This window comes from Propionicimonas sp. (genome assembly GCF_034927565.1).
Lineage (GTDB): Bacteria > Actinomycetota > Actinomycetes > Propionibacteriales > Propionibacteriaceae > Propionicimonas.
The window spans coordinates 1-13,099 of record NZ_JAYFPT010000073.1 but is presented as its reverse complement, the minus strand read 5'-3'; the positions used below and the strand labels follow the sequence as shown (position 1 = coordinate 13,099).

10 protein-coding genes and 1 pseudogene are annotated in these 13,099 nt (G+C 70.1%); 1 reads left to right on the top strand and 10 read right to left on the bottom strand.

All coding sequences use genetic code 11. The features are described 5' to 3' along the window. The 9 genes and pseudogenes from VB080_RS12610 to metH all read right to left on the bottom strand — a co-directional run. Window positions 1-411, bottom strand: a 411-nt coding sequence (locus VB080_RS12610) for a GTPase (RefSeq protein WP_323418805.1), incomplete at its 3' end; no start/stop codon positions are given. After that, on the bottom strand, window positions 408-1,070 hold the full coding sequence (cmk, locus tag VB080_RS12605; protein WP_323418804.1) for a (d)CMP kinase: 663 nt from the start codon (window positions 1,068-1,070) through the stop codon (window positions 408-410). The genes cmk and VB080_RS12610, both read right to left, overlap by 4 nt. 8 nt (window positions 1,071-1,078) lie before the next feature. Then, window positions 1,079-2,161: a prephenate dehydrogenase gene (locus VB080_RS12600; RefSeq protein ID WP_416339639.1), complete on the bottom strand. Its 1,083-nt coding sequence runs from the start codon at window positions 2,159-2,161 to the stop codon at window positions 1,079-1,081. Next, window positions 2,158-2,340, bottom strand: a complete 183-nt coding sequence (locus VB080_RS12595; protein ID WP_323418803.1) for a ubiquitin-like protein Pup — start codon at window positions 2,338-2,340, stop codon at window positions 2,158-2,160. The genes VB080_RS12600 and VB080_RS12595 overlap by 4 nt, the downstream gene beginning before the upstream one ends. 27 nt (window positions 2,341-2,367) lie before the next feature. Beyond that, the gene (locus VB080_RS12590) at window positions 2,368-3,855 is read right to left on the bottom strand and encodes a proteasome accessory factor PafA2 family protein (protein ID WP_323418802.1); all 1,488 of its coding nucleotides are present in this window, start codon (window positions 3,853-3,855) and stop codon (window positions 2,368-2,370) included. A gap of 2 nt (window positions 3,856-3,857) precedes the next feature. Then, complete coding sequence (gene arc / locus VB080_RS12585) at window positions 3,858-5,396, bottom strand: proteasome ATPase (RefSeq protein WP_323418801.1); 1,539 nt, start codon at window positions 5,394-5,396, stop codon at window positions 3,858-3,860. Window position 5,397: 1 nt separating this feature from the next. Then, window positions 5,398-6,279: pseudogene (locus tag VB080_RS12580) on the bottom strand (tRNA (adenine-N1)-methyltransferase); the annotation flags it as partial. Window positions 6,280-6,298: 19 nt separating this feature from the next. Continuing rightward, window positions 6,299-7,819 (bottom strand): ABC transporter substrate-binding protein, encoded by a 1,521-nt coding sequence (locus tag VB080_RS12575; protein ID WP_323418800.1) that lies wholly within the window; start codon window positions 7,817-7,819, stop codon window positions 6,299-6,301. Further along, the gene (metH, locus tag VB080_RS12570) at window positions 7,809-11,276 is read right to left on the bottom strand and encodes a methionine synthase (protein WP_323418799.1); all 3,468 of its coding nucleotides are present in this window, start codon (window positions 11,274-11,276) and stop codon (window positions 7,809-7,811) included. The genes VB080_RS12575 and metH overlap by 11 nt, the downstream gene beginning before the upstream one ends. 73 nt (window positions 11,277-11,349) lie before the next feature. Here metH and VB080_RS12565 point away from each other — a divergent pair, with 73 nt between their 5' ends. Next, window positions 11,350-12,186 (top strand): PAC2 family protein, encoded by an 837-nt coding sequence (locus tag VB080_RS12565; RefSeq protein ID WP_323418798.1) that lies wholly within the window; start codon window positions 11,350-11,352, stop codon window positions 12,184-12,186. 36 nt (window positions 12,187-12,222) lie between these two features. Here VB080_RS12565 and rpe read toward each other — a convergent pair whose 3' ends face one another. Then, the gene (gene rpe / locus VB080_RS12560; RefSeq protein ID WP_323418797.1) at window positions 12,223-12,885 is read right to left on the bottom strand and encodes a ribulose-phosphate 3-epimerase; all 663 of its coding nucleotides are present in this window, start codon (window positions 12,883-12,885) and stop codon (window positions 12,223-12,225) included. Window positions 12,886-13,099 lie beyond the last annotated feature (214 nt).

The following is a 13,099-nucleotide window of genomic DNA, read 5'->3' as shown; positions in this document are numbered from 1 at the left end:
GTCGGCCTCCTGGCGGGCGTCGTCCACCTTGTTCGCCGCGAGGACAACCGGCTTGCGGCTACGCCGCAGCACTCGCACCACAGCCTCGTCGACATCCTGCGTGCCGACGGTGGCATCGACCACGAACAGCACGGCGTCCGCGGCGGCGATCGCGAGTTCGGCCTGTTCGGCGATCTGCGCTGCCATCCCGACCGCGTCTGGCGCCCAGCCGCCGGTGTCGACGATCACGAACTCCCGTCCGCTCCACTCGGCGTCGTAGGACACCCGGTCGCGGGTCACCCCGGGCAGGTCCTGGACGACCGCCTCGCGGCGGCCGAGGATGCGGTTGACCAGCATCGACTTGCCCACATTGGGGCGCCCGACGACGGCGACGACCGGACGGGAGGCAACCTCGCTGGCGACCTCGCTCATCGCCCTTGCACCAGTTCCACGATCGCGTCGATCGTCTCCGGCAGCGTCAGGTAGGTGCCGTCGAGGTGCACCACCCCGTCCGCGGCAGTGGTGAAGTTGACCAAAGTGGAATCGTCACGGTCGCGGCGCAGCACCTGATCAGTCAGTATCGCTTTGTCGACATCCCCGCCGAGGTCGAGGTTGCGGCGAGCCATCCGCACCTCCGGGTCGGCGGTCAGCAGCACCCGCAGGTCGGCGTCGGGCGCCACCACGGTGGTGATGTCCCTACCCTCGGCGACGATCCCGTCCGGTGCGGCATCGATGATCGCCCGCTGTCGTTCGACCAGGTTTGCCCGGCACGCCGGCAGCGTGGACACCGCGCTCACCTTTGCCGACACCTCCTGCTCGCGGATCCGCTGGGTGACATCCTCCCCGTTCACCCGCACCCACTGATCGGCCGGGTCGGTGCTGATCTCCAGGTCCGCCCCGACGGTGGCAGCGACCACCTTGTCAGCATCGGACGGGTCGACACCCGCGTCCAGGAAGGCGCAGGTCACCGCCCGGTACATCGCACCGGTGTCGAGGTAGGCCAGACCGAGCCGCTGCGCCACCCCCTTCGAGGTGGACGACTTGCCCGATCCGCTCGGGCCGTCGATCGCGATCACCAGACGTCGGGTCATGGCACTCCTCAGGTAGTGGGGTCGTTGTCGCGCAGCGTCCAGCCGGCGGCGGTCATGGCGGCGCGCAGGTCATCGGCCCGCTGCGGGGTGACCTTGACCGACAGGAAGCCGATCTCCCGGTCCGGGTCGTGCTCGATGGACAGGTCCTCGATGTTGACCCCGGCGGTCTCGATGTCGCCGAACAGCCGTGCCAGGGCGCCCGGGGCGTCCGGGATCTCGACGACGACCGGGGCGTAGTCCACGGGCGCCAGTCCGTGCTTGCCCGGTAGCGCCCGCGTACCCTCCCGTCCACGGTCCAGGAAGGCAGTCAGCTGTTCGGGGTCGTCCAGCACGGTGAGCAACGCGGCCAGATCGGCCTGGAGCGAGGTCAGCTCGAGCCGAACGGCCGTCCGGTTGGCGCCGATGATCTGCCGCCACAGCGCCGGGTCGGAACCGGCGATCCGGGTCACGTCCCGCACTCCCTGGCCGGCCAGTCGCAGGTGCTCGGTCGGCAGCCGGGTCAGCGTGCCGGCCATCAGTGCCGAGATCAGGTGAGGCAGGTGGGACACCTGTGCGACGGCTTCGTCGTGGTGGGCGGCGCCCATGGTGACCCGCCGTCCGCCACACAGCCGGGCCAGTTCCTGCACATTGAGGACGGCGTGCGCTGCCGAGGTGTCGTGCGGGGTGACCACCCAGGTGCGGTCGATGAACAGGTCGGCGTGCGCGGTCAGCGGCCCGACCCGTTGGGAACCGGCCATCGGGTGGGAGCCGACGTAGCGGGACAGGTCCAGGCCACGGGCACGCAACTGGGCCAGGACGGTGCCCTTCACCGAGCCGACGTCGGTGACGGTGGCGTTCGGGTAGCGCTGCAGGGACTGCTCGATGACGTTCGGCAGGGCATCGGGCGGCACGGCCACTACCACCAGCCGGAGTGCCTGCGGGTCAGGACGGGCGGTGGTCCCGGCTCCGCGGGAGGCGGCCACCCGGGCGTGGCTCGACACCGCGTCCTTCAGGTGGACGGTGACACCGGCACGGGTGAGCGCAGCCCCTACCGAGGCGCCCACCAGGCCGGTGCCGATCACCAGCGCGGGCGACAGGTCGATCTGGATCACTGGCCGCCCTTCTGCACGAACGAACGGACGTACTCCTCGGCATCGGTCTCCAGGACGGCGTCGATCTCATCGAGGATGGCGTCATAGGCGGCCGGACGCACCGTGTTCGTGGTCGTCAATGCGACGGCGCTGTCCTCGCGCCGGGTAGCAGGACGTTCCCGCTGCACCCTTTCCGCCATGATTCCTCCCAAGCTCGCCGCCCAAGCCTATCCAGCCAGCGCGCGCAGCACCGCATCCAGCCGGTCCGTGCCCGGGTCGAGCGGGTCGGACAGATCGATCCGGAGGTGCCGGCCGCGCGCGTTCTGCACCACCATCCAGTCCCAGGAGGCCGCCACCACGGCGTCCGGGTCGTGCTGGACGAGGGACCCGCGCAGCCAGGCCCGGGTGTCGGACGGCGGCGCCTCGACCGCCCGCGCCACCGCCGCGGCGAGGTCCTCGCCGTCCCTGACCAACCCGGGGACGCTGCGGAACCGTCCGGCTCCGGACAGCACCGCGAACGGCGAGGCCGGCCCGAGTTCGGCCCAGGCCAGGTCGAGCTGGGCGAATCGTGGTGAGTCGGGCGGTAGCCGGTGGCGGTCGGCGTAGCTCTCCAGCAGTTGCAGCTTGGCCACCCAGTCGAGCCGGTCCGCACATCGCCCGGGGTCGGCGGCCAGGTCGTCCAGTACCTCCGCCCAGGCCAGCAGGACGCGGGCGCCGTCGCTGCCCGGCTCGGGCGGTGCGACCGCTTCGAGATAGGCCCACTGCAGCTCCAGTGCCGTCATCCGGCGACCGTCCTCCAGCTCCAGCAGGGCGGACAGGGACGGATCGTGGCTCACCGTGTGCAGCGCGTCCACCGGGTCGACCAGCCGCAGTTCGGGCAGCCTGCCGGCAGCCAGCGCCTCCAGCACCAGCGTGGCGGAGCCCACCTTCAGCCAGGTCGACCACGGCGACCGGTTCGCGTCCCCGGTGATCACGTGCAGCCGCCGCCACTGCGCGGGCGGGGCGTGCGGCTCGTCCCGGGTGTTGACGATCGGCCGGCGGCGGGTGGTCTGGATCCCTTCTGGGGTCTCGAAGAAGTCGGCGCGCTGGCTGAGCTGGAAGCCGGGCCGTTCGCCGTACCGGCCGATCCCCACCCGTCCGGCGCCGACCACCACGGTGCGGGAGACCAGGAAGGCGGTGACGCCGGTGACGATCTGCTGCCAGGGCACCGAGCGGGCCAGCAGGTAGTTCTCGTGACAGCCGTAGGAGGAGCCCTGGGAGTCGGTGTTGTTCTTGTGGATCCGCACCGGTGTGCCCAGTTTCTCCGCAGCCCGGGCGGCGGCCCCGGCGACGATCGCCTCGCCGGCCAGGTCGTACCGGACGGCCTCCACCGCCGTGGTCACCTCGGGCGCGGAGTACTCGGGATGGGCATGGTCGACGTAGAACCGGGCGCCGTTGCCGAGCACCCGGTTGGGTTCCTCGCTGACGCTCGTCAACACCTTCCTCAAGCTCATCACATCGATGCTTCGCATCGTGTGAGTTCGGTTCTGGTCGGTGTGGAGGTCGGTGAGCGGAACCGGATCCGGCTGCGGCCCGAACGAGCCGTCGAGCTCGTGGTGGGTGGCTGGTCCATCCCAGCTGTCCACCACCGCCGCGGACAGCACTGCCGGGTCGAGGTCGGGTACCTCGGGCGCGAGGATGCCGTACTCGGTCTCGATCCCGATCAGCCTGGGCATCGTCACACCGACAGTGCCCGGGCGCCCGCGAAGGTCCGCAGGAACACGATCCGCTCTCCCTTGCGGCCAGAAATCCGCGCCCAGTCGTCGGGGTTGGTGGTGTTCGGCAGATCCTCGTTCTCCGCGATCTCGGCAGCGCAGGCGGCCAGCAAGTGGTCGGCCGAGATGCCGCGCTTCCCGCCGGCGATGATCTGTTTGATAGCGGCCTTCTTGGCCCGGTCCACGATCCCGGCCAGCATCGCGCCCGACACGAAGTCGGCGACGTACAGCTGCTCGCGCTCCCCGGAGGCGTAGGTGACCTCGATGAACCGGTTGTCGGCGTGGCGGGTGTACAACCGATGCACCACCAGGTCGGCCAGCGCAGCCGCCCCGCCGGCATGGTCGAGCGGCAGGTCGTCGGTCAGGTAGCGGGCGAGGATGTCGCGGGCGGCGTCGGCGTCGGGACGGTCCAGCTTGATCTTCACATCCAACCGGCCGGGCCGCAGGATTGCCGGGTCGATCAGGTCCTCCCGGTTGGTGGCGCCGATCACGATCACGTTCGACAGCGACTCCACTCCGTCGATCTCGCTCAGCAGCTGCGGCACGATCGTCGACTCGACGTCGGAGGACACCCCGGAGCCGCGGGTGCGGAACAGCGAGTCCATCTCGTCGAAGAAGACGATCACCGGTCTTCCGTCGCTGGCGTGCTCGCGGGCGCGGCGGAAGATCAGCCGGAGTTGCCGCTCGGTCTCGCCGACGTACTTGTCGAGCAGTTCGGGGCCCTTGATGTTCAGGAAGTGCGAACCGGCAGCGTGGGCGACCGCTTTGGCGATCATGGTCTTGCCACAGCCGGGCGGGCCGTACAGCAGCACCCCCTTCGGCGGCCGGAGCCGGAATTCGCCGAACAGCTCACGGTGCCGGAACGGCAGTTCGACCGCGTCCCTGATCTGGTCGATCTGGCCGCCCAGGCCGCCGATGTCGGCCCAGCTGACGTCCGGCACCTCCTCCAGGGTGAGTTCGGTGACATCGGTGCGGGCGACCGGCTCGAGGGCCACGCCCGCCCGCCGGTCGGCGAGCAGGGTCTGGCCGGCCAGCAACTCGGCGGTCAGCGTGGCGGCCCGCAGCAGCACCACGTCCTCACCGGACGCGGTCGCCACCAGCAGCCGGCCATCCGACAGCAACTCACGCAGCCGCACGATCTCCCCGGTGCCGGCGGGTGCCGCCGTCCCGACCACCACCATCGCCTCGTTGAGCAGCACGCGGTCACCGACGCGCAGCGTGGTGACGTCCACTTCCGGGCTGACCTCGCAGCGCAGTTCCCGCCCTGCGAGGTTCACATCCACCGTCGAGTCGCCGGTCAGTAGCACCAGCCCGAAGCTGACCGGCGGCGTGGCCAGCTGCTCCAGCTGGGCTTTCAGCGCGACCAGCGAGTCGCGCGCCTCCGTGAGGGTACGGTTCAGCTTCTCGTTCTGGGAGGCCAGCGCTCGCAGGTCCGACCGGGCATCGGCCAGGCGCCGCTCGGCCAACTCCCGCTGGCGACTGAGATGGTCGAGGTCGTCCATGTCATTCCTCAGCCGCCTCGGCCGGCACTCCGACCGGCCGCGGCCCGGTGTAGTCGGGGCCGTAGGCTCCGGGTGCGGGACGGCGGCGGCGCAGCGGTGCGGTGGTGCCGTGGGCGAGCCGCCGGGTGAAGATCAGGAAGCCGGTGTGGCCCGAGGTGCCGTGCCCGGGCCGGATCGCCAGTCCCTCGGCATGCCACTCCCGGGCCGAGTATTCCCTGGCCACCGGCTCGGTGAAGCCGCCGTGGACGCGCAGGGAATCCATCGTGCGGCCCAGTTGGGTGGTGGTGGCGACGTAGACGCACAGCATGCCGCCGGGCTCCAGCACCCGGCCGACTGCGTCGATGCACTCCCAGGGCGCCAGCATGTCCAGGATTGCCCGGTCCACCGGTTCTGGGCCGATCGCGCCGACCAGGTCTCCGTCCCGCAGCTCCCAGGCCGGATGCGGTTCACCGAAGAAGGCCTCGACGTTCTTCCGCGCGATCGCGGCGAAGTCCGGCCGGCGTTCGTAGGAGTAGAGCTTCCCGCCCGGCCCGATCGCGCGCAGCAGGAAGATGCTCAGCGACCCCGAACCGGCTCCGGCCTCCAGCACCCGGGCACCGGGAAAGATGTCGGTCTGTACCAGGATGTGTGCCGCGTCCTTCGGATAGACCACCGCCGCACCGCGGGGCATGGTCACCACGAACTCCTCCAGCAGCGCGCGGAAGGCGGTGTAGGCCACCCCGCCGGCCGACCGGACAACCGTCCCTTCGGGCGCACCGATCAGGTCGTCGTGGCTGATCCCACCCTTGGTGGTGTGGAACACGCCCCCGACGGCCAGCTTCAGCGAGTGCCGCCGTCCCTTCGGGTCGGTCAGCGTGACCCGCTCGCCGGCCACCAGCGCACCGGTGCGCACCCCGTTCAACTCAGCCATTCCGGATTCCCCACAGTCCCAGTTCTCCACCGCTGCCGAAGGCGTCGCCCAGCAGCGTCACTCCCCGGCCCAGCACCAGCACGCCGTCCGCCTGGCTGACCGGCAACACCGTCAGATCGGCCGCAGCCTGCTTCTGCAACTCCCCCAGCGCCACCACCCGAGCATCCCCGTTGGTGGTCCGTGCCCGCAGGCTCAGCCCGGCGATCTTGTCGGCGCTGCCCGGCAGCGGCGTGTCGGTGTAATCCTGCAACCAGCCCACCGCGGTCAGGACCCACGGCTGGGCATCGGTGAGTAGCAGGTCGGCGTCGCCGCTGGTGACCAGCCGGACGCTCACCCGGGAGAGTTCCTCGATCCGGCTGCGGATCAGGCTCGCAGCATCCGCGTGGCCGGGCGCGGACGGGTCGTAGCGCAGCGTCAGTTGCGCCCGCTTGCCCTGGATGTCGGGCAGCACCGGCGAGCCGCCGAGCGGGAAGCTGGCCAGGTGCCCCTCGACTCCCACCGGGACCAGTGAGTCGAGGGTGCGGTCCTGCTGCAGGGCACGGGCTACTCCGGACCTCAGCACGGCGTTCCCGCGATAGCTGGACGCCGGGTTCCAGATCAGCCGGGTGACCTGGGCGCCGTCCATCGGCCAGAAGGTGTAGCCCTCGGTGGTCTCGTGGGTGGGGCTGGCGGCGATCTGGTCGGTCAGCCGCTTCACCGCCGGCGGGTCGAGGGTGCGCCACACCGCCCCGGCGGTGCCGTCGTTGATCGCCTCCTCCGCCGAGGCGGAGTCTGCGACCCGTTCGAGCCGGATCAGGTCGATGCCGCCGGCCAGCGGCCCGACGTACTTCTCGTACCGGGCGAAGCTGGCCTCCTCTGGTCCCAGGTCGGTCAGCTGGTACGGCCCCGAGCCGGCCGGAAGCATGGCGGCGTCGAGCGGTACGGCGGCGTCCGGGTTGAACACCGCCTCGTCGACGATCGAGGCCGCCAGCGAAGCCAGGGCGTAGCCGAACCGGTTGTCGGCATAGCTGAGGGTGAACCGGATGGTGAGGTCGTCCGGGATGGTGATCCGGGTGAGCGAGTCGAACAGGCCCACGGAGGTTCCCGGAGTGTCCAGTCGCAGCGCCCGCTGGATGCTGAACCGGACGTCGGTGGCGGTCAGGCTGTCGCCGTTCTGGAAGGTCAGGCCCTGCGGCAGGGTGCATTCGTAGACCGTCTCGGAGACGAACGAGCAGTCGGTGGCCAGGTCGGGCTTGAGCTCCCCGGTGGGCAGCACCCGCATCAGCCGTTGGTACACGCTGGTGGCGATCAGGACGTCGGAGTCGGCCACCGCGACCGCCGGATCGGCGGTGGTGATCGGCCCGGAGGTCAGCACGACGAACGGCTGGGCAACTGGCGTTGCGGTCGGCGTCGCGGAGGTTGGCACCGGGTCGGGGACGGGCGGGGTCTCGGGCTGCGGGGTACAGCCGGCCAGCAGGGCCAGGGCGGTGATCGCGACCACCACCGCCAGCCGGCGGCGAGGTTCAGCCGGCATTGAAGTACTTCGCTTCCGGATGGTGGACGACCAGCGCGTCGGTCGACTGTTCGGGGTGCAACTGGAGTTCCTCGGACAGCTCGACACCGATCCGTTCGGGCTCCAGCAGTCTTACCAGCACCCGCCGGTCGGCCAGGTCCGGGCAGGCCGGGTAGCCGAAGGAGTAGCGCGATCCGCGATAGGCCTGGTCACGGATCATCGCCGCCCGCGTGCCATCGCCGCCCAGCCCGAGTTCGGAGCGGATCCGGGCGTGCCAGAGCTCGGCCAGCGCCTCGGTGAGCTGCACGGACAGACCATGGAGCTCAAGGTAGTCGCGGTAGGAGTCGGCGGCGAACAGCGCGGCTGTCGCCTGGGAGACCTTCGCCCCCATCGTCACCAGCTGGAAGGCGATCACGTCCGGGCCCAGGTCGGCCATCTCGGCCTGGTCGCGGAAGAAGTCGGACAGGCACAGGTAGCGGCCGCGCGACTGGCGGGGGAAGGTGAACCGGTGCTGCACCCGCTCCAGGTCGGCGGGATCGTGCAGGATCAGGTCGTTGCCCTCGCTGTGGCAGGGCCAGTAGCCGTAGCTGACCGCGAATTCGGCGATCCCCTCGGTGTGAATCCGGTCCAGCCAGTGCCGCAGCCGGGGCAGCCCCTCGGTTTCCACCAGTTCCTCGTAACTTGCGCCACCCGCACTCGGCTTCAGTCCCCACTGCCCGGCGAAGGTGGCCCGCTGGTCGAGCCACTCCGCGACGTCGGCCAGCTTGATGCCCTTGACCACCCGGCTGCCCCAGAACGGTGGGGTCGGCACGTCGATCCGGCGCGCGACATCTGAGCGGAGGTCCGGCGGCGGCGCCTCGACCTGGACCCGGGTCGGCGCGGTCACCCGCCGGCGGCGCGGGGCCGGCAGGCTGGCGCCGGGTTCGCCACGCTTGATGGCCATCACCGACTCCATCAGCGTCAGCCCCTCGAAGGCGTCCCGGGCGTAGCGCACCTCGCCGGCGTACACCTCGTTGAGGTCCTGTTCGACGAACGACCTGGTCAGCGCCGCACCGCCGAGCAGCACCGGGAACTGGGTGAGGCCGCGGGTGTTCAGTTCCTCCAGGTTGTCCTTCATCACGACCGTGGACTTCACCAGCAGTCCTGACATGCCGATCGCGTCGGCATTGTGCACCAGGGCGGCCTCGATGATGGCGCTCACCGGCTGCTTGATGCCCAGGTTGACGACCGTGTAGCCGTTGTTGGTGAGGATGATGTCGACCAGGTTCTTGCCGATGTCGTGCACGTCGCCCTTGACCGTGGCCAGCACGATGGTGCCCTTGCCGGCGGCGTCCGCCCGGTCGATGTGTGGTTCCAGGTAGCGGACGGCCGACTTCATCACCTCGGCGGAGGTCAGGACGAAGGGCAACTGCATCTGGCCGGAGCCGAACAGTTCACCGACGGTCTTCATCCCGGCAAGCAGGTACTCGTCGATGATCGCCAGTGCCGCGGTGTCGGCCAGGGCGGCGTCGAGGTCGGCCTCCAGGCCGTTGGCGTCGCCGTCCACCACCCGGCGGGAGAGCCGTTCTCCGACCGGCAGGGTGGCGAGTTCGGCAGCCCTGGCTTGCCGGGTGTCGGCGGTGGTGACGCCCTCGAACAACTCCAGGAACCGGGTCAGCGGGTCGTAGCCGGTGCGGCGCCGGTCGTAGACCAGATCCTCGGCGACCTGCCGTTGTTCCTCAGGAATCCGGGCGATCGGCAGGATCCGGGACGGGTGGACGATCGCGGAGTCCAGCCCGGCCTGCGCACATTCGTGGAGGAAGACCGAGTTCAGGACGGCCCGCGCCGCCGGGTTGAGCCCGAAGGAGACATTGGACACGCCCAGGGTGGTGTGGATGCCGGGGTGGCGCCGGACCAGCTCCCGGATCGCCTCGATGGTCTCGATCGCGTCCCGGCGGGTCTCCTCCTGTCCGGTGGCGATCGGGAAGGTCAGGCAGTCGACGATGATGTCGTCGATCGCCATGCCCCAGGTGCCGGTCAGATCGGCGATCAGGCGTTCGGCCACCCTCAGCTTCCACTCGGCGGTGCGAGCCTGCCCCTCCTCGTCGATGGTGAGCGCGACCACCGCGGCACCGTGCTCCTTCACCAGGGGCATCACCTTCGCGGTGCGGGAGTCGGGGCCATCGCCGTCCTCGTAGTTCACCGAGTTGACAATGCACCGGCCGGCGAGGTGTTCCAGTCCGGCCCGCAGCACGTTGGCGTCGGTGGAGTCGAGCATCACCGGCAGCGAGACCGCTGTCGCCAGCCGGGAGGCCAGTTCGGTCATGTCACCGACGCCATCGCGTCCGACGTAGTCGATGCAGACGTCCAGCAGGTGCGCACCGTCCCGGCTCTGCTCCTTGGCGATGTCGACGCAGTCATTCCAGCGGCCGGCCAGCATGGCCTCGCGGAAGGCCTTGGAGCCGTTGGCGTTCGTCCGTTCGCCGATACTGAGGTAGCTGGTCTCCTGGTGCAGCGGGACGTCGGTGTACAGCGACGACACGCTGGCGATCCGGGACGGGGTGCGCTCAGCCGGTGTGGTCGCCGCCACCGCCTGCGCCAGCCGGGCGATGTGCGCCGGCGTCGTCCCGCAGCAGCCCCCGACCAGGCCGAGGCCGAACTCGGTGGTGAACTGCTTCACGAAGCCGGTGAATGCGTCCGGCCCCATCGGGTAGCGCGCGCCGTCGGGGGTCAGCTCGGGCAGGCCGGCGTTGGGCATGCAGGTCACCGGAATCCGGGCGTGGCGCGACAGGTGACGCAGGTGCTCGCTCATCTCGGTCGGGCCGGTGCCGCAGTTCAGCCCGAGGGCGTCGATCCCGAGTGGTTCGAGGGCGGTCAGCGCCGCACCGATCTCACTGCCCAGCAGCATCGTCCCGGAGGTTTCGATGGTGACGTTGACCAGCACCGGCAGGTCGACCCCGAGCGCTCGGGCGGCCCGGTGTGCCCCGACCACGGCGGCCTTGGTCTGCAGCAGGTCCTGGCAGGTCTCGATCTGCACCGCGTCCACGCCGCCGGCGATCATCGCCTCGGCCTGCACCTGGTAGGCGTCGCGCAGGGCGGTGTAGCCGACGTGGCCCAGGCTGGGCAGCTTGGTCCCCGGGCCGACACTGCCCAGCACGAACCGGGGACGGCCGTCGAGGGCCGCCTGGTCGGCGGTCTCGCGGGCGATCCGGGCGCCGGCCCCGGCCAGTTCGGCGATCCGGTCGGGGATGTCGTACTCCCCCAGCGCTGCCAGGTTGGCGCCGAAGGTATTGGTCTCGATGCAGTCCGATCCGGCGTCCAGATAGGCCCGGTGGATCGCAGCGACCACGTCCGGGCGGGTCACATTGAGAATCTCGTTGCAGCCCTCGTAACCCTGGAAGTCGGCAAGCGCGAGGTCGTAGCCCTGCAGCATGGTGCCCATCGCACCGTCCGCCACGAGGATCCGGTCGGCGAGGGCTGCGCGCAGGTCGTGAACCATGCGGTGCAGTCTACGGCGAGCCACCACGGTGGCCCGTGGCAGTCGAGTGGGTGGGCGTCGTTACAGTGGAGGCATGGCACGACTCGGGCTCAGGGATCTGCGCAGTCCCGCTGTGGTGGCGGCCTTCGGTGGCTGGGGTGATGCCGGCGACGCTGCCAGCGGTGTGATCGACCATCTGGTGGAGGTGTACTCCGGACGGCTCGAGTTCTCCTTCGACCCCGACGAGTTCTACGACTTCCAGGTCAACCGGCCGGTCGTCCGCTCGCTGTCGCCCACCGAGCGGATCATCGAGTGGCCGACCACCGAGGTGCTGGTGGCACCGCTGCCCGAGCGCGACCTCGTCCTGATTGGTGGCCCGGAGCCGAACTACCACTGGCGGGAGTACTGCAACCGGCTGATGTCGATGCTGCGTTCGGTGCGTCCCGAGTTGGTGGTGCTGCTGGGCGCCATGCTGACCGACGCCCCGCACTCCCGTCCGGTGCCGGTCTCGGCGACCGCCGCAACCCCCGAGCTGGCGGCGGAGCTTGGTCTCGACCTGTCCGACTACGAGGGCCCGACCGGGATCCTCGGGCTGCTGGGCAACGAATGCACGGCGGCGCACCTGAACGTGGTGCAGCTGTGGGCGTCGATCCCGCACTACGTGGCGGAAGCGCCGAGCCCGAAGGCGACGCTGGCGCTGCTGGCCCGGCTGGAGGACGTCCTCAACACTCCGCTGGAGACCGGCGATCTCGGCGAGGCAGCCACCACCTGGGAGACCCAGGTGAACGAGTTGGTGGAGGACGATCCCGACATCGCCAGCTACATCAGTGCGCTGGAGGAGCGACGCGACTCGGAGACCCCGGCCCCGACCGGAGATTCGATCGCTGCCGAACTCGAGCGTTACCTGCGCCGCCGCAACCGGCGGTCGTGACCGGCCGCCGGTAGTCGAACCGGCCGCGGTCTCCGTTCAGTGGGCGTGGACGACTGCCCGTTCCCGCAGCGCCTGCACCACCGCGTCCGGCTGGTCGGCCCGGTAGACCGCCGAACCGGCCACGAAGGTGTCAGCACCGGCCTCGACGCAGCGCTCGATGGTGGCTTCGGAGACCCCACCGTCCACCTGCACCCAGACTTCCTTGCCGAGGGCTCTCACCAGTTCTCGGGTACGGGCAACCTTGGGCATCATGTCGTCCATGAACGCCTGGCCGCCGAAGCCCGGTTCGACGGTCATGATCAGCACCATGTCGAGTTCGGGCAGCAGATCAGCGTAGGGATCGATCGGAGTCGCCGGCTTGAGCGCCATGGCGGCCCGGGCGCCCAGCGAGCGCAGCGTGCGGGCGAGCTTCACCGGCTCGTCGGAGGCCTCGATGTGGAAGGTCACCGACTCGCAGCCGGCCTCGGCGTAGCTGGGTGCCCAGCGGTCGGCATCGGCGATCATCAGGTGCAGGTCCATCGGCATCGAGGTGTGCCGGCGGAGACTCTCCACCACCGGCAGGCCGAAGGTCAGGTTGGGCACGAAGCTGTTGTCCATCACGTCCAGATGCACCAGGTCGGCACTGGGAATGCGTGCCACCTCGGCGGCCAGATCGGCCAGGTCGGCGTTCAGGATGCTTGGCGTGATTCGGATACCCACGGGATCAGCCTATCGGGGGCGGACTGGCCTCCCGGCCCGTAGCCGAAGGACTGTTGGGCAACAGAAACTGTCGGTGTGATGTCTCAGGAGATCGGTGACAGTTCTGTATCAGGACATCGGTGACAGTTGGTGTATCAGGACTTCGGTGACGGTCGGGGGCGGCTGCCGCGGGGTCGGCCGTTGCCGACGTAGGTGATGCCGGGTGCTGGTCGGG

Coding starts and splice junctions, on each gene's coding strand:
- VB080_RS12565 (WP_323418798.1), top strand. CDS start 11,350: ATGGCACGACTCGGGCTCAGGGATCTGCGCAGTCCCGCTGTGGTGGCG.
- VB080_RS12590 (WP_323418802.1), bottom strand. CDS start 3,855: ATGCCCAGGCTGATCGGGATCGAGACCGAGTACGGCATCCTCGCGCCC.
- VB080_RS12575 (WP_323418800.1), bottom strand. CDS start 7,819: ATGCCGGCTGAACCTCGCCGCCGGCTGGCGGTGGTGGTCGCGATCACC.
- metH (WP_323418799.1), bottom strand. CDS start 11,276: ATGGTTCACGACCTGCGCGCAGCCCTCGCCGACCGGATCCTCGTGGCG.
- VB080_RS12595 (WP_323418803.1), bottom strand. CDS start 2,340: ATGGCGGAAAGGGTGCAGCGGGAACGTCCTGCTACCCGGCGCGAGGAC.
- arc (WP_323418801.1), bottom strand. CDS start 5,396: ATGGACGACCTCGACCATCTCAGTCGCCAGCGGGAGTTGGCCGAGCGG.
- cmk (WP_323418804.1), bottom strand. CDS start 1,070: ATGACCCGACGTCTGGTGATCGCGATCGACGGCCCGAGCGGATCGGGC.